This window comes from Limnospira indica PCC 8005 (genome assembly GCF_000973065.1).
Taxonomy (GTDB): domain Bacteria; phylum Cyanobacteriota; class Cyanobacteriia; order Cyanobacteriales; family Microcoleaceae; genus Limnospira; species Limnospira fusiformis.
Map to the genome: position 1 here is coordinate 892,162 of NZ_FO818640.1, position 16,866 is coordinate 909,027.

Consider the following 16,866-nt stretch of genomic DNA (forward strand, 5'->3'; position numbering starts at 1 on the left):
AGGTCTGACGCACTTATGGTTGGGGTTTAGGGTTGGTGGGGTAGCCAGTCGCCTATGCTATCTTTCATGGCAGCTACCACTAATTGAGAAATATAGGGTAAAATCTCCGGGTTTTTACTTTGGGATTTACCCTCGGTAAAAACTACTAATAAATACGGTAGTAAATCGGGAATTTCAATATAAGCTGCATCATGTCTAACTTGAGAAGTCCAGCCCGCCTTTGACCATAACTTAGCATTCTCAGGTAGTCCCTCCCCTAAAAATTCCTTAACCTGATTTTCGGGGTCTTCTGCTAAGGCTGCTGGCTCAAGATTTCTGTGCATCAATTGCATCATTGTTTGAGAGGCTTCCGAAGATGCTGCTACACCTCCGACAATGCTATGTATTAGCCTGGCTGTGGCATTAGTTGTCAGCATATTACGGTTTTCCATCAGTTCCCCTAAAAAGGCTCTTTCCCTACCATAGGCACCATCACACCAGGTTTTTTGATTGACATTAATTGATTCAAGTTCCGGCCAATTCAGGGATTGAAAATAGCGATTAATGATATTTCGTTGATATTTCCAAGTCTCGAAGGGACCGGGTGATAATTCGGGACCGCTGGTGGTTCCAGTTAATACATCCACTACTAAACTGGTAGCATCATTGCTAGAATGTGCAATCATATCTTTAATGGCACGTTCTAACTCGGGAGAGATTTGCAACATACCCTTTTCCACCCACTCGTAAACAGCCACCAAGTAGAATAGTTTAACTACACTGGCTGGATAAATGCGTTCAATTCCCCGATATGCAAACCCCCTAACAGGATATTTCCAAAATTCTTCGGGAGTAAGTGCGCCTCCGGTATTCACAGAAACTGGCGGGTCATAAATTACCCAGGTCATGGCTATTTGATTGGCGCTTAGTCCTGGAAATTTACTCCGGGTTGCCTCTATAATGCTTGTGCCAAGAGTTTGTATCTTTGGGTCTGGATGGAAAAATGCCATAACAGGAAATTAGTTTTCAATATTGGTGACAAATATGGTCGTTGATGGATTATCGGATATTTTGGGGAAGGTGGCGACAGTTGTTGGCACTGATGCTACAGTGTCACTAAAGCTACTCCCAGTTGAGTATAAATGCAAAGGTGATCTGAATATTTATGATTCTCCTGAGTGTAGCACTCTGGCAACTCAGGCGGCTACTGGACGACACCTGCGCCTGTTTGAGGTTAACACGGCTGAGAATATTTCAGCTATACCTGTGCAATTGTGGGAGGATGATTACCCGGGTTGGTTGGCTGCGGGGGATGTTGAACATTTGCTAAAGCCTCCATCACCATTACCCCGTACAATTATATCATCCGAAACGATTAATCAGGCAATAAATAAGGCGATCGCATTTTGTCACCAAGCTGCAAAAATTGGTAATACTTACCTATGGGGAGGGACGGTCGGACCTAATTATGATTGTTCCGGTTTGATACAAGCTGCTTTTTCTCAACAGGGTATTTGGCTACCCAGAGACGCTTATCAACAACAGGCGTTTGTTCAACCTATACCACCAGTTATCTGGGAAATGCAGCCAGGGGATTTAGTTTTTTTTGGTACAACATCTAAAACTACTCATGTCGGTCTTTATTTGGGTGATGGTCAATATATACATAGTTCCGGCCCGGAACATGGTAACAATGGCATTGGTTATGATGAGTTGTGGCACCACGCAAATAATCCGGTTAGTCAATATTATGCGGAACATTTTATCGGCGCTGGTCGGGTAGTTTCTAGCTATCCTTTTGATGCTTTTGGTAGGTTTCATAGACAGAGGGTTAAGTTTTGAAATCCTATATATCTCGGTGTAAACCTTGGTTACGCTGGCTGGTTTTGGGCATGACTTTATTTTTCCTGGCTACGGCTATTAAAAACCACTGGCGAGAGGTGGCATCACTGCAAATTACTGGCAAAAGTTGGGGATGTTTAGCCATGGCTTTGGCAGTCACTTTTCTGGCTCATTTATGGTCTGCCTGGGTCTGGTTATTGATTTTAAGGGAGTTTCAATCTGTGGGTGATGCGGGGATTAATTATCGCCGGGGACTACAGATTTATTTGAAAACTAATATTGCTAAGTATATTCCTGGTAATATTTGGCATTTTTATGGGCGTATTATAGCTGTTAAAAATACGGATATAGCTTTAGGTATAGCAACTTTAAGTGTTTTACTAGAGCCGTTATTGATGGCGGCAGCGGCTTTATTGATAGCTTTGATAACTATCAATACTGCTCATTTATGGTTGCAAATTTTATGTCTAATTGTGGTTTTAGGTGCTGTTCATCCGGGGATTTTAAATCCGGTTTTGGGGTGGTTAGGAAGAGTTAAATTAAGGTCGAATAATTTGGCGAATACAGAGGAAAAACCATCTACACCTATACAACTACAACGCTATCCGATTAAGCCTTTGTTAGGAGAGTTGGGATTTGTGGGTTTACGGGGCATTGGGTTTATGATAACTCTGGTGGCTATGGGGTATTTTAATTGGCTGGAAGTGCCGAGGGTTTTTGGTGCTTTTAGTTTAGCCTGGTTATTAGGGTTGGTGGTTCCGGGCGCTCCGGGAGGTTTGGGAGTGTTTGAAGCTACAGCTTTGGGATTATTAGAAAGCTCGATCGCACCCGGTATTTTATTGGGGACGATCGCTTTTTATCGGGTAGTTAGTATTACGGCAGAAACGGCGGCTGCGGCTTGGGCGGCTGGAGATGAAAAAAGTAGAAACTCAAGGTAAATTGCTCTGGTTGTGGGTTAATTATCAATGCTGATGGTAATCTAACCATAAATATTATATAATCTGGTCAGCTCAACTTTAGTCTAGTTTGTGTCTTGATTAGATCAAAACATATTCCCCAGTGAAATTTTCTTGAGATCAGCTATGCAACCAGAAGTCAAATCAGCGATAATTCGAGATCCTTTGGTAGTATCAGGTGATTTAACCGTCATGGAAGCGATCGCCTGTATGAGTGGTGTCCGCCTTCAGTGTCAGATGACTGATAATATATCAATATCCGAGTCAGAACCGGACCTATACAGCCACTTAACTTGTGTAATAGTGTTGCAAGACCTAATGGTGGTTGGCATCCTGACACAGCGCGATATTGTGGGTCTAGCCGCCCAACAGCAAAATCTGGAAGAGTTGCTAATTCAGGAAGTAATGACTCCCTCTGTAATTACTGTACGGGAATCAGAACTTACTGACTCACTGACTACAATTAACTTACTACAAAAGCACCGCATTCGACATTTACCTATAGTTGATGATAGCGATCGCTTAGTGGGACTGGTGACCCATGAGAGTCTGCGAAAATTGATGCGCCCCATTGACTTATTACGGTTGCGGTTAGTCTCGGAAGTGATGACCCGCAATGTTGTATCTGCTAACTGTGATCAGACCATGTTAGAAATAGCCCGGTTAATGTCGGAAAGACGGGTGAGTTGTGTGGTAATTGTGGAAACTCAGGGTCATGGTGATCATGCTATGCCAATTCCCGTAGGAATTTTGACCGAGAGAGATTTAGTGCAGTTTCAATCCTTGAGTTTAAACTGGGAAAATATCCGGGCTGAAAATATGATGAGTTCCCCGTTATTTACCATTAAACCACAGGAGAATTTATGGGAAGTTCAGCAACTAATGGAACAGCGCCGCCTGGGGCGGGTGATAGTCACGGGGTCAAGGGGTGAACTATTAGGAATAGTCACCCAAAGCAGTTTGCTGCAATGTTTGAATCCGTTGGAACTCTACAAATTGGCGGAGTTGCTCGAGGAAAAGGTATCGCGGCTAGAATCGGAAAAATTCCAACTGCTAGAAAATCGCGCTGCTGAATTAGAAAAACAAGTTAAACAGCGGACTAATGAATTAGTGAAGCGGGCTGAAGGGGAAAAATTAATATCAGAATTAGCCACAAAAATTCGCTCATCCCTAGATTTACAGACGATTTTGGATACGACTGTTGACCAAGTGCGACAGGTGCTAAAATGCGATCGCGTTAATATTTGGCAGTTTGGCGATAATTGGGAAACGGTAGTTGTCGCAGAGTCTACTAATTCGCCTTTTTCTTTGATGGGAGAACGCATCGCAGATACCTGTTTTCAGCAAAACCAAGCCGAGATTTATCGCCTAGGAAAGACTAGGGTAGTGTCGGATATTTATACCACAGAAATGACGGACTGCCATAGAGAGATGCTGATCCGCCTTCATACCCGCGCTAAAATTTTACTACCTCTGCTGTGTGGTGATCAACTTTGGGGTCTGCTTAATGTTACTGAAAGTGAACATCCACGCCAATGGAAAACGGAAGAAGTGGAACTACTACAAGCGTTAGCTGTACAATTAGCGATCGCCCTTAAACAAGCCACTATCCATCAAAAATTACAGGTAGAATTACAGGAAAAAACTAGGGTAGAAGCGGAACTCAGAAAAACGGAAAATCAACTGCGGAAAGCTCAAAAAATTGCCGGACTTGGAACTTGGAATCTCAATCATAAAACCCAGACATTATCATGGTCTGAGGAGGTGTTTGCTTTCTTTGAAATTGAACCGGAAAACTTTAGCTATACCCACGAGCAATTGATCAGCCTTATACATCCCGAAGATCGCGATTTAGTCAATGATATGTATAACCAACATCTATGCGATCGCCAGTCTTATAGTGTGAGTTACCGGATTTTACTCAATGATGGTAGGATTAAGTATGCACAAGAATATTGCCAGACTATTTATGATGATAATAATCAGCCCATTATATCTGATGGAACTATCCAAGACATCACCCTACAAAAAGAATTAGAACAGGAACATATCCGCGCGGAAGCTATGCGACAACAGGCTGAATCTATTAGCCGGGAAGTGAAACTATTAGATAATATTTTAGATATCATCCTAGCGGGATATTGGGATTGGGATATTCCTGGTAATAAAGAATACATGAGTCCCGGCTTTAAGCGTATGTTTGGCTATGAGGATCACGAACTCCCCAACGTACCGGAAAGTTGGCAAAAACTGATTTTTCCCGAAGATTTACCGGGAGTATTCGATATGTTTGAAAAACATATAAAAAGTCGTGGTAAAATCCCCTACTACAACGAAGTTCGATATCGCCACAAGAATGGTTCCACGGTTTGGGTGGTGTGTTCTGGAAAGGTGATTGAGTGGGACGACGATGGTAATCCGAAGAGGATGGTAGGCTGTCATATTGATATTAGCGATCGCAAAAACTCCGAAATTGCACTTGCAGAAAGCGAGGCGCGTTATCGCAGCATTATTGAAACTACCCTAGAGGGGGTGTGGATAATTGATGGGGACGCTAAAACTACCTTTGTGAATCAGCGAATGGCAGATATGCTGGGTTATACTCCATCGGAAATGCTAGGTATGGGGTTAATGGACTTCTTGAACTCTGAAGACCAACTTGAAGCGGTAAACTACCTGGAAAGGAGAAAGCAAGGTATTCAGGAACAGCATACCTGTCAATTTCAACGCCGAGATGGGACGGCTTTGTGGGCGATCGTTTCTACTACGCATCAGTTAGATAACCAGGGTAACTTTGTGGGGGCTATTAGCTTATTAACTGATATTAGTCAACTGGTGAGTATTCAAGAAGCCTTAAAAACTTCGGAAATGCAGCTTAGTGGGATTCTGAATAGTTCCGAATATGGGATTATGGCGTTTCGTTCGGTTCGGAATGAACAGGGTAAGATTATTGATTTTGAATGGTTATTGGTGAATCCTAGCGCTGGTAAAGTAGTCGGTAAATCAGCAGATGAGTTAATTGGGAAAAGGTTACTGGAGGAATTGCCAGAGTATCAAGAAAGTGGCTTATTTGAACACTATGTGGAAGTGGTAGAATCGGAAAAATCCGTGAAAAAAGAGTTTTATTATAACCAGTATGGCATTGACTTTTGGTTTGAAAATATTTCGGTCAAATTAGGGGATGGTTTCGCGGTTACTTTCCGTGATATCACCGGAATTAAACAATCGGAAAAAGCCCTAAGTCTAGCAAACGAACAATTGAATAATCGGATCAATGAACTAGATCAACGCCATGCAGAAATGTTGCTTTTGAGTGAAATTAGCGACTTTATGCAGGCGGCTTTGACTGTACAAGAAGCCTGTGAAGCGATTAGCTATTTGCTAGAACCCCTTTTCCCAGAATGTGCTGGCGGAATTTTTTTGATGGCGGCTTCCCGGGACTCGCTGGAAATGATTTCTTCTTGGGGAAAAGAATGCACCTCAGTCTCGGTTTTTGTGCCGAAAGATTGTTGGGCTTTGCGCCGGGGAAGGGTACATTTATGTAATCATGAAAAAGGGGGTATTTCTTGCCGACATATTCAGGTAAGTTCTACCCTATCTTGCACATTGTGTGTTCCGATGATGGCTCAGGGAGAGACTTTGGGTTTGTTTTATCTAAGTACAGATTCGGCGACGGCTTTATCTGAGGGTAAACAGCAGCTTGCTCATACGGTGGCGGAACAGATAGGGATGGCGATCGCCAATTTAAACCTCCGCGCCACTCTGGAACATCAGAGCATCCGTGACCCTCTCACCGGACTTTTTAATCGTCGCTATTTAGAGGAATATTTGAGTCAGGAAATAGCCCGCGCCCAACGGCAAAAGCACCCCATTGGGGTCATCATGATGGATATAGACAATTTTAAGCATTTTAATGATACATTCGGTCATGATGCGGGGGATTATGTATTACAAAAAGTGGGAGAACTGCTGAAACAGAAGGTGCGAGAATATGATGTTGCTTGTCGCTATGGGGGTGAAGAAATGACCCTAATTTTGCCGGGGTCTTCCCTAGAAAATACTTCCATGAGGGCTGAACAAATTAGAGAGGCGATCGCCTCCCTTGTAGTAGCCAGTGGTGGTCAACATTTAGGCAGTATCACCGCCTCCTTCGGTGTGGCAGCCTTTCCCAAGCATGGTAGTATAGGTATAGACCTAATCCAGGCGGCTGATGCTGCTCTCTACCGCGCCAAAGCAGACGGACGCAACCGGGTTGTGATTATTCCATAATCATGAGAAACTTACGGCAACCCGCCCCTAAATTATGCTTTAGCGATCGCCGGTTTCCCACAAAGTACGCGCGTAACATTCGCCCCGCGGCTTCCAGTTCATCGTACAGGCGCAGGCTTAGTAAAATAGCCTCTCGCGCCTAATTGATAAGCCATCTGGCGGTGTCTGTCAGCCCCCCCCTAGAAGTTAACATAGCAATAGGTAGACCTTCGAGTTGTGGGTCTTTCTGCATTCCGGAGAGAAGTTCCAAGCCGTCCATACGAGGCATTTCAATATCACAGAAAAAGTTGGCTGGTTTTTTGCGCGGCGTATCTCAGCACCCGCCCCTACAGGGTGGGCGGTTTGTTGTTGGGTTGTTGTTTCCCCTGTTTGAGAACAGTCAGCCAATCTTTGGATTAAGCGATGGCTTTCCCTTCATGGGGTGGAAAGGTAAGGCTATACGTCTTGCTGCCTCGTATCGGACGATTCGGGTATGAAATAAGGCTGAGATGCCTGAAATAACCACCCTGTGGGGAATCCAGCCCCGAGTCTGGATATAAGAGGCTCGTCTCTGACCATCCCCATAACTGTTTATATGTCCCGACGTTTGGAACTCAACCTCTCCAAACAAGGCAGGGAACTCAAGGTCATAAAACAAACTGTTTTGATTGGGAAGTTATGACCCCATGATAACAATGAGTAGAGAGTGCGAAATGTTTAGGAGACCAAATAAGGCTGTTATGCCTGAAATCACCTCCTAGTGGGGAAGCCAGCCCCGAGTCTGGATAAGAGGTCGGAGCCTCGAACCATTCTCCATAACTGTTTATACGTCCCAACGTTTGGATTGAACCCCCAAACAAGGCAGGGAACTCAAGGTCATATAGCATTAGTCAAGGTGGTTAGGACGCAGCTTGGAGAACGGAATCCATGGCATCATCGAGAGAATCAAACTGCTCAATACAATGGCGAATGCGGGCTTTCAACCACGACCAACATTTCTCTATCTTGTTGAGGTCTGGCGAATAAGGTGGTAGATAGAGCCAACGGCATTGAGCCGCCTCCACTAGCTCAGGAATCCGTCCCCCTTTATGAAACGTTGCATTGTCTAGCACTAGAGTCTGACCTGGCTTCAGTGCTGGAATTAAGATGAACTCCAACCACAACTCAAACACTGTCCGATTACAACAACCCTCAAAGCTAAAGGGGGCTAAGAGTTGTTGATGACACCATGCGGCAATCATGCTCACCCTGCCCTACCTCTTCCCTGATTTGAGGGCATGGAAGCGTTTTCCTTCCTCGCAGTAACCATAAGGGTAATCCGAGTCCTGACTATTCATGCCGGCTTCATCGAGGTAGACCACTTCTTGTGGCTCCATCTGTTCAATCTGAGCCATAAACTCCTCTCGCTGTTGCTCATCACGTTCTTGGTAGCCGTAAGTTTTTTTTCTGGTGAAGCCAATTTTCTTCAAGGCTCTGGATATGGTGCGAGGAGAGATGTCGTCATCCCAAAGTTCAGCCATTTGAGCTGCTGTTTTGTCGCCATGCTCTTGGGCAAAAGCCTTGAATTTTTCCCAGTCAGTAATTTTGTGGTTATTGCCAGGTCGGTGATGAGGTTTAGGGAGGAAGTCTCCGGTCTGTGCTTTTCTTTGCAGCCAGAGATTAATGGTGTTCCGGCTGACATGGAAAACTTGACTGGCTTCTGTTTTGGGCATACCGTCTAGTTCAATTGCATCAATAACTTTTTGTCTGAGGTCGTAACTGTAGGGGGCTGGCATTTTGGGTCTTCTTAGTCATCTCGTCCTCTCCATTATACGTCCTAACTTTCCTGTCTGGTGCTATATCAAGCACGGTTTTGAATGGGAGTTGGGGAAGGCGACTTCCCTTTCGACCCCTAACCTTAGAGGGTGAAGGATGTGACCAGAAGCTAAAGCCCAATTGTCATGGTGGGGATATGCCCACAGGTCACGGTGTGGATATAGATACTGCGATTATTAGGAGTGTAGTGGCGAGAACGAGTTGAAAGACTACGTGCTGCATAAAGCTCTGAACATTAAAGTACGAAAGCAGGGGGTAGTAACCCTGTTCATCAGACAAAAAGGGTGTCCACATCAGGAGCCGTGTGATGGGAAGCTATCAAGCACGGTTTTGAATGGGAGTTCGGGAAGGTGACTTCACTCTCGACCCCTACCCTTAGAGGGTGAAGGATGTGACCAGAAGCCAATGCCCAACTGTAATGGTTGGGATATGCCCAGAGGTCACGGTGTGGATATATAGCACTAGTCAATACGGTTAGGACGCAGTCTTGAGAACAGAATCCATGGCATCATGGAGAGAATCAAACTGCTCAATACAATGGCGAATGCGGGCTTTCAACCACGACCAACATTTCTCTATCTTGTTGAGGTCTGGCGAATAAGGCGGAAGATAGAGTAAACGGCATTGAGCTGCCTCCACCAGTTCAGCAATCCGCCCCCCTTTATGAAACGTTGCATTGTCCAATACTAGAGTCTGACCTGGCTTCAATGTTGGAATTAAGATGAACTCCAACCACAACTCAAACACTGTCCGATTACAACAACCCTCAAAGGTAAAGGGGGCTAAGAGTTGTTGATGACACCATGCCGCAATCATGCTCACCCTGCCCTGCCTCTTCCCGGATTTGAGGGCATGGAAGCGTTGTCCTTCCTCGCAGTAACCATAAGGATAATCCGAGTCTTGACTATTCATGCCAGCTTCATCGAGGTAAACCAACCCTTCCGGCTCCATCTGTTCAATCTGAGCAATAAACTCCTCTCGCTGTTGCTCATCACGTTCTTGGTAGCCGTAAGTTTTTTTTCTGGTGAAGCCAATTTTCTTCAAGGCTCTGGATATGGTGCGAGGAGAGATGTCGTCATCCCAAAGTTCAGCCATTTGAGCGGAGGTTTTGTGGCCATGCTCTTAGGCAAAAGCCTTGAATTTGTGCCAGTCGGTAATTTGGTGGCTATGACCAGGTGGGCGATTAAGTTTAGGGAGGAAGTCGCCGGTGTGTTCTTTTCTTTGCAGCCAGAGATTGATGGTGTTCCTGCTGACATGGAAAACTTGACTGGCTTCGGTTTTGGGTATACCGTCTAGTTCAATTGCATTAATAACTTTTTGTCTAAGGTCGTAACTGTAGGGGGCTGGCCTTTTGGGTCTTCTGTAGATATCCTTGCCATTATACGTCCTAACTTCTCTGTCTTGTGCTATAGATACTGCGATTATTAGGAGTATAATGGCGAGAGCGAGTTGAAAGACTACGTGTTGCATATAGCTCTGAACAAAGAAGGACAAAGCAGGGGGTAGTAACTCTGTGCCAATGACAAATAGGGTATCCACATCAGGAGCCGTGTGATGGGAAACTATCAAGCACGGTTTTGAATGGGAGTTGGGGAAGGCGACTTCACTCTCGACCCCTACCCCTAGAGGGATAGAGATGTTGCAAGAAGCAAATGCCTTATGTAATAGTAAGGATAAGCAGACGTGCCACGGTGTAGATGTAAATCCTGTAATAAGTAGGAGTATTACGGCGAGAGCGAGTTGAAAGACTACGTGCTGCATATAGCTCTGAACAAAGAAGGACAAAGCAGGGGGTAGTAACTCTGTGCCAATGACAAATAGGGTATCCACATCAGGAGCCGTGTGATGGGAAACTATCAAGCACGGTTTTGAATGGGAGTTGGGGAAGGCGACTTCACTCTCGACCCCTACCCCTAGAGGGATAGAGATGTTGCAAGAAGCAAATGCCTTATGTAATAGTAAGGATAAGCAGACGTGCCACGGTGTAGATGTAAATCCTGTAATAAGTAGGAGTATTACGGCGAGAGCGAGTTGAAAGACTACGTGTTGCATATAGCTCTGAACAAAGAAGGACAAAGCAGGGGGTAGTAACTCTGTTCCTTTGACAAATAGGGTATCCACATCAGGAGCCGTGTGATGGGAAACTATCAAGCACGGTTTTGAATGGGAGTTGGGGAAGGCGACTTCCCTTTCGACCCCTACCCCTAGAGGGATAGAGATGTTGCAAGAAGCAAATGCCTTATGTAATAATAAGGATAAGCAGACGTGCCACGGTGTAGATGTAAATCCTGTAATAAGTAGGAGTATTACGGCGAGAGCGAGTTGAAAGACTACGTGCTGCATATAGCTCTGAACAAAGAAGGACAAAGCAGGGGGTAGTAACTCTGTGCCAATGACAATGGGCATCTACATCAGGAGCCGTGTGCTGGGAAACTCGCAAGCACGGTTTTGAATGGGAGGCGATGGAGGCGACTCCGTTCTCGACCCCTGCTTGGGTTAAAGGTAAGGCGATACGTGCTACGCACACGCTACGCGATCGCATTTCCGATAGTCACTGGAATCTAAGCTGAACCAATGTGTCTAGCAGAAACTGAGAGATTTTTAGATAATTTAAAAATTCTTAATATGCACTATGCGGGAATTGTGTTCAACCGTATCATTAGACAGGGAGATATCAGTCAAGACTGCTATAATGTATTTTATTAATTGACTTTTGAGGGACTTTATGAGTGATTTATTCAAGGGATTTGAGCAGTTGCTAGAGTTAGTAAAAGCTCTAGAGGAAAAAGTTGAAAATGGAGAAATTAAAACTGAATATCAGTTTAACTCACGCTCATTAAGCAGTATTCCCAGAACCGGTAACATTCCCCGTCCTAATAATACAACTAGTAATGTTGGTACTAGTTCCATTCGTACACCTTCTTCCCCCCCTCGTAATACAGGTGCATCTGACCCCAATGTACAACCTGAACCTAATTTAGGTATAACTCTCAAAGATATTGGGGGATTAAACCAAGAACTCAAAGAACTCAAAGAACTGATTGCTATTCCTTTAAAACGCCCTGACCTGCTAGTTAAGTTAGGACTTGAACCTACACATGGGGTATTATTAGTTGGTCCCCCCGGTACTGGCAAAACACTCACAGCTCGTGCGTTAGCTGAAGAACTGGGGGTTAACTACATTGCCCTTGTTGGCCCTGAAGTCATCACCAAATATTATGGTGAAGCAGAGCAAAAACTGCGGGCAATTTTTGAAAAAGCTGCCAAAAATGCTCCCTGTATTATCTTTATTGACGAGATCGATAGCTTGGCCCCAAACCGTAGTGCAGTAGAAGGGGAAGTAGAAAAGCGTTTAGTTGCTCAACTATTGAGCCTCATGGATGGTTTCTCCCAGAACAAAGGCGTGATTTTACTGGGGGCTACTAATCGCCCTGATCATCTTGACCCAGCTCTACGCCGTCCTGGACGATTCGACAGAGAAATTCAGTTTCGAGTTCCAGATATCAATGGGCGCAAAGAAATCCTGGAAGTTCTGACTCGTGCTATGCCCTTAGATGATTCAGTTGATCTGGAGTTTATTGCCGATCACACCGTGGGATTTGTGGGGGCTGACTTAAAAGCTGTCTGTCAAAAAGCCGCATACACAGCTTTACGCCGTCAGGTTCCTTCCATTGATATGCAAATTCCAGAAGATATCGCGGTAGAGCAATCCGATTTCTTGCAGGCTCTCAAGGAAATCAAACCAGCAGTACTTCGTAGCATGGAAGTTGAAGTTCCTCATGTGGAATGGGAAGATATTGGCGGCTTGGAAACCATAAAACAGACCTTGCGGGAATCTGTGGAAGGGGCTTTGTTGTACCCAGAACTCTACAAAGAAACAAAAGCCAGAGCGCCCAAAGGAATACTGTTGTGGGGTCCTCCCGGTACTGGTAAAACATTATTAGCCAAGGCTGTGGCTTCTCAAGCCCGAGCTAACTTTATTGGTATTAATGGACCAGATTTACTCAGCCGTTGGGTGGGAGCCAGTGAACAGGCGGTAAGAGAATTATTTGCTAAAGCCCGACAAGCAGATCCCTGTGTAATATTTATCGATGAACTGGATACATTAGCTCCAGCACGGGGAACTTACACTGGTGATTCTGGGGTAAGTAACAGGGTAGTGGGGCAATTACTGACGGAGTTAGATGGTTTAGAATCGGGGTCTAACATTTTGGTAATTGGGGCTACCAATCGTCCTGATGCCATAGACCCTGCTTTGTTACGTGCAGGACGGTTAGATTTACAATTGAAGGTAGATTTACCAAATTTAGATAGTCGGTTCAAGATTTTACAAGTTTACAATCAGGGCAGACCTCTGTTAAATGTGGACTTGGAACATTGGGCTAAGATAACAGAAGGTTGGAATGGTGCAGATTTAGTATTACTCTGCAATCAAGCCGCTGTAGGAGCAATTCGCCGTTTTAGGTCTCAAGGTGAAACAGATACTGCTGCGATCAAGATTACTGTTGATGATTTCCAAGCTTCTTATGAAGCTTTAAGCCAGCAACGTACAGTTTAGTTCAACCTACGCTTTGGGGCAATTTATAAATTGCCCTAATCCTCTGCTTAAAGAACTGCACAAGCGGCGGGTCGCCCGTACGCCAGAACTCGCTAAGCGCTAAATTGGACGCAATGAGGACAGACCACTAAAACCTGGTACGCAGTAATGTTTCCGTCCCCTGACTGGGAATTGGTAGGGTTGGACTCTATAGGTTTGAATATTTTATCGAAAATTTTGGGTTTAAAACCCCGTCGTTCTACGACGGCTTTTCTTGGTTTTTAATGTAAGACTTCAGAACCTCTAATGGTGCGCCACCGATTGAAGATACAAAATAACTAGGCGACCATAAAGATTCTTTTCCGTAGGGTTTAGGGAATCTGGCTTGCCCATATCTACGACTGTCAACTCCTTTTAAAGCATTTACTATGACAGAAATAGAGAGTTGAGGAGGGTATTCAACTAAGGTATGAATATGGTCTGACTCCCCATTAAATTCCAGCACTTGAAAATTCATTTTTTCAGCCACTTCTCGAAAAGACTTCAGGATTAACATCCGGCTCTCCACTGTCAAGATTTGGCGACGATACTTAGTCACACAGACCAAATGAATCTTTAAATCCGAAACAGACGCTCTTTTCGTCAAAGGGTTGACATCTACCAGACTCCTCGCTATAGTTAATACAGACCAATACAATTTGACAGTATGAAGCTAAGATATCGATATCGAATTTACCCAACAGACCAACAAAAGAGATTGATGTCTCAATTGTTCGGATGCTGTCGGGTAATATTTAACGATGCCTTAGCATATTGTCAATAACAATACCGTGCGGGTCACAAAAAGCCTAAGTTCAAGGAACTTTATCAAAGACTTACAGAACTCAAAAAAACCGAGGAGAAAATCTGGTTGGGAGAAGTTTCTTCTATTCCCTTACAACAGTATTTAAGAGATTTAGAGCAGGCTTACTCTAACTTTTTCAAATCCTGTAAAGGACAAAGAAAAGGTAAGAAAGTTAAACCTCCCAAGTTTAAAAAGCGTAAATCTAAGCAATCCGCTAGGTTTATGGATAATGGTTTTAAACACCTTAATTCCGATTACATTTACATCGCTAAAATTGGTGATATTAAAGTAGTCTGGAGTAGAGAGTTACCCACAAAACCTTCTAGTGCTACCTTAATCAAAAACAGTGCTGATAGGTATTTTGTCAGTTTTGTTGTTGAGTTTAATCCTCAACCCTTACCGGAAAACCAAAATTCTGTAGGAATTGATTTAGGAATCACTGATTTTGCCACATTAAGCAATGGTGATAAACTTAAATGTCCTAAGCCTTTAAAGAAACAACTAAAGCGTTTAAGAAGATGACAACGTAATTGGTCGAGGAAACAGAAAGGCAGTCAAAGAAGGGAAGTTGCTAGAAAGAAATTAGCTAAACTTCACGCCAAGATTTCTGATACCAGAAACGATTTTCTTCAGAAATTTTCAACTCGGATTATTCGTGAAAACCAAACGATAGTCTTGGAAGATTTAAAGGTTTCAGGGATGATGAAAAACCGAAAACTATCCCGTGCTATTTCGGATTTGGGTTGGCGCAGTTTGAGAACAATGCTAGAAGTTAAATCTGTTATGTACGGGCGTGATTTTCGTGTCATTGATAGATGGATTCCCACTTCTCAAACCGGTTCTGGCTGCGGTTTTCGCGGTGGCAAAAAAGAATTAAATATGAGATAGTGGACTTGTTTAAATTGTGGCACATCTCATGATAGAGATGTTAACGCTGCGATTAATATTAAGGTCGCCGGAGGGCATTTGGAGACTTTAAACGGATGTGGAGAGAGGGTCAGACTTTCTGTAAAGAAAGCACATCTCAATGAAGCGTCAACCCGTCCAGCATTTCAACAATTGTCAATCTTTGATTTGTTGAAATAGATGGAATCCCCGTTAGCGCACGCCGGGACGGATAGGCGGATGTCAATACAGTCCTCTGTTTCCTAAAGTGCAACTATTTGCAGTTGGGAAGGAAGGCGACAGGCTCACACAGAGGAAACAGCATATGCAGGGCTGACGATCGCTTTAGTGGTGGTAGGTGTCGCGTTTGAGCGAGTCGTAGTTTGGGGTGGGTTGGCTGTGGGAAACGCAGTTGTCTGGTTTTTGGATACTTAGGCGATCGCATCCCCGTTTAGTTAGTCGTCTTTTAGAGGCTATTGCCCGGTGGGAAGTGCGGTTGTCTGGTTTTCTAATCTTCGAGAACCCCAAGGCAAGCTTAGTAGGGGCGGGTGCGCGATCAGCCACGGGAAAAACCAGCCAACTATATACACCCGCCCGCGGGTGCGCGATCAGCCATCGGAAACACCAGCACCACTCGCACACAGACCATGCCTTGGCAGCGAAACGCCCAGAGACCCAGCGAACAGAGGAAAAACCAGCCAACCCCCTCAGTACAGGACAAAAAAGCTGAAAGTCTTAGCCAAAAGGGAATCTAGCCGAAAATTCTGAAGGGGGCGCTCCGGGCTGAGGTGAAAGTCGAGGGGTGGGGGGGTAGCGCCAAGTTGGGGTGAGAGGGTTACATCGGAATTACCACAAACCAAACTTCCCTCTCATGAACGAGCTTAACCGATTACGAGACACTTTGCGCCCTCACTTGCCCTGGCACGGGGCGAGATTAAACTTTGTCTGCCTGTTCCTGATGGCGCTATTCCAAACAAAGACGGTTAATCTGATGGAAATAGCGACTGTATTCGCAAATCCTGTGCAAATTTCCTCAAATTACCAGCGATTACAACGTTTTTTCGGCAATTCAAATTTGACCGGGCAGAGATTGCCCGTTTCGTCGTTAGCCTCATTGACATTCCCCAACCTTGGACTCTTAGTCTCGACCGCACCTGTTGGTCTTTCGGTCAAACCCATTTCAACATCTTGATGTTGGCAGTCGTCCACGAGGGGATTGCCTTTCCCCTGCTGTGGAAGATGCTTGACAAAAAGGGCAATAGCAACAGTGGCGAACGCATGGACTTATTCGACCGCTTCGAGGCACTATTTCCTGACGTGGAGGTGGCTTGTCTGACCGCTGACCGGGAATTTGTGGGGCGAGATTGGCTCTCGTATCTTCTCATCGACCCCGAGGTTCCTTTCCGCCTACGCATCCGCCACAGCGAGCTGATTAGTCCTAAGTTAGGAGGAACTCGGCGTAGCGGCGAACGAATGTTTGATTCTCTGCGACCCGGAGAATTTCGCCAGCTTTCGGGTCGCCGTTGGGTTTGGGGACGGCAGGTTTACGTCATTGGCTCTCGTCTGGCTGATTCGGGGGAGTTGTTGATTCTCATCACTAACGCTTGCCCCGAAACGGCCCTCCCCGACTATGCTCGGCGTTGGGGTATTGAAAACCTCTTCGGAGCCTTGAAGACTCGGGGCTTCTGTCTCGAATCGACTCACTTTAAGGACCCTGAGCGCTTGAGCCGTTTATTGGCTTTGCTTAGCCTGGCTTTTAT

9 protein-coding genes and 5 pseudogenes are annotated in these 16,866 nt (G+C 44.9%); 8 read left to right on the forward strand and 6 right to left on the reverse strand.

Annotation, left to right across the window (positions count from 1 at the left end):
* Nucleotides 1-26: 26 nt before the first annotated feature.
* A complete protein-coding gene (locus XZ46_RS03810) occupies nt 27-989 on the reverse strand; it encodes a serine hydrolase (RefSeq protein ID WP_006621471.1) in 963 nt (320 codons plus the stop codon).
* A 34-nt stretch (nt 990-1,023) separates the two neighbouring features.
* On the opposite strand from XZ46_RS03810, the gene XZ46_RS03815 reads away from it, so the two are divergent.
* From XZ46_RS03815 to XZ46_RS03825, 3 genes are all read left to right on the forward strand, one after another.
* Nucleotides 1,024-1,821, forward strand: coding sequence for a C40 family peptidase (locus XZ46_RS03815; protein WP_008057126.1), 798 nt, complete (start codon nt 1,024-1,026; stop codon nt 1,819-1,821).
* A gap of 50 nt (nt 1,822-1,871) precedes the next feature.
* Nucleotides 1,872-2,759, forward strand: coding sequence for a putative bifunctional lysylphosphatidylglycerol flippase/synthetase (locus tag XZ46_RS03820; RefSeq protein ID WP_048895365.1), 888 nt, complete (start codon nt 1,872-1,874; stop codon nt 2,757-2,759).
* Nucleotides 2,760-2,903: 144 nt separating this feature from the next.
* The gene (locus XZ46_RS03825) at nt 2,904-7,046 is read left to right on the forward strand and encodes a diguanylate cyclase (RefSeq protein ID WP_008057124.1); all 4,143 of its coding nucleotides are present in this window, start codon (nt 2,904-2,906) and stop codon (nt 7,044-7,046) included.
* Here the strand turns inward: XZ46_RS03825 and XZ46_RS38200 are convergent.
* The 3 pseudogenes from XZ46_RS38200 to XZ46_RS03835 all read right to left on the reverse strand — a co-directional run.
* Nucleotides 7,036-7,329: pseudogene (locus tag XZ46_RS38200) on the reverse strand (response regulator); the annotation flags it as partial. The gene XZ46_RS03825 and the pseudogene XZ46_RS38200 overlap by 11 nt on opposite strands.
* Before the next feature lie 595 nt (nt 7,330-7,924).
* Nucleotides 7,925-8,800: pseudogene (locus XZ46_RS03830) on the reverse strand (IS630 family transposase).
* A gap of 514 nt (nt 8,801-9,314) precedes the next feature.
* Nucleotides 9,315-10,208: pseudogene (locus tag XZ46_RS03835) on the reverse strand (IS630 family transposase).
* A 1,206-nt stretch (nt 10,209-11,414) separates the two neighbouring features.
* Between XZ46_RS03835 and XZ46_RS03845 the strand changes: the two are divergent.
* Both XZ46_RS03845 and XZ46_RS03850 read left to right on the forward strand, forming a co-directional pair.
* Nucleotides 11,415-11,546, forward strand: a complete 132-nt coding sequence (locus XZ46_RS03845; protein WP_006669118.1) for a hypothetical protein — start codon at nt 11,415-11,417, stop codon at nt 11,544-11,546.
* Between the two features lie 19 nt (nt 11,547-11,565).
* A complete protein-coding gene (locus tag XZ46_RS03850; protein WP_006621467.1) occupies nt 11,566-13,398 on the forward strand; it encodes an AAA family ATPase in 1,833 nt (610 codons plus the stop codon).
* A gap of 238 nt (nt 13,399-13,636) precedes the next feature.
* Here the strand turns inward: XZ46_RS03850 and tnpA are convergent, their stop codons facing one another.
* A complete protein-coding gene (tnpA, locus tag XZ46_RS03855; protein WP_172973471.1) occupies nt 13,637-14,023 on the reverse strand; it encodes an IS200/IS605 family transposase in 387 nt (128 codons plus the stop codon).
* Nucleotides 14,024-14,137: 114 nt separating this feature from the next.
* Between tnpA and XZ46_RS37750 the strand changes: the two genes are divergently transcribed.
* Nucleotides 14,138-14,200, forward strand: a complete 63-nt coding sequence (locus XZ46_RS37750) for a helix-turn-helix domain-containing protein (protein ID WP_230428086.1) — start codon at nt 14,138-14,140, stop codon at nt 14,198-14,200.
* 63 nt (nt 14,201-14,263) lie between these two features.
* Nucleotides 14,264-15,109, forward strand: a pseudogene (locus XZ46_RS33815) (RNA-guided endonuclease InsQ/TnpB family protein); the annotation flags it as partial.
* A gap of 342 nt (nt 15,110-15,451) precedes the next feature.
* On the opposite strand, the gene XZ46_RS33820 reads toward XZ46_RS33815, so the two are convergent.
* Nucleotides 15,452-15,670 carry a hypothetical protein gene (locus XZ46_RS33820; RefSeq protein WP_146743385.1) on the reverse strand — a complete coding sequence of 73 codons (219 nt, stop codon included), beginning with the start codon at nt 15,668-15,670 and terminating at the stop codon, nt 15,452-15,454.
* 307 nt (nt 15,671-15,977) lie between these two features.
* Here XZ46_RS33820 and XZ46_RS03870 point away from each other — a divergent pair.
* A pseudogene (locus XZ46_RS03870) lies at nt 15,978-16,864 on the forward strand (IS4-like element ISAtsp3 family transposase); the annotation flags it as partial.
* Nucleotides 16,865-16,866 lie beyond the last annotated feature (2 nt).

Coding starts and splice junctions, on each gene's coding strand:
- XZ46_RS03810 (WP_006621471.1), bottom strand. CDS start 989: ATGGCATTTTTCCATCCAGACCCAAAGATACAAACTCTTGGCACAAGC.
- XZ46_RS03815 (WP_008057126.1), top strand. CDS start 1,024: ATGGTCGTTGATGGATTATCGGATATTTTGGGGAAGGTGGCGACAGTT.
- XZ46_RS03820 (WP_048895365.1), top strand. CDS start 1,872: ATGACTTTATTTTTCCTGGCTACGGCTATTAAAAACCACTGGCGAGAG.
- XZ46_RS03825 (WP_008057124.1), top strand. CDS start 2,904: ATGCAACCAGAAGTCAAATCAGCGATAATTCGAGATCCTTTGGTAGTA.
- XZ46_RS03845 (WP_006669118.1), top strand. CDS start 11,415: ATGTGTCTAGCAGAAACTGAGAGATTTTTAGATAATTTAAAAATTCTT.
- XZ46_RS03850 (WP_006621467.1), top strand. CDS start 11,566: ATGAGTGATTTATTCAAGGGATTTGAGCAGTTGCTAGAGTTAGTAAAA.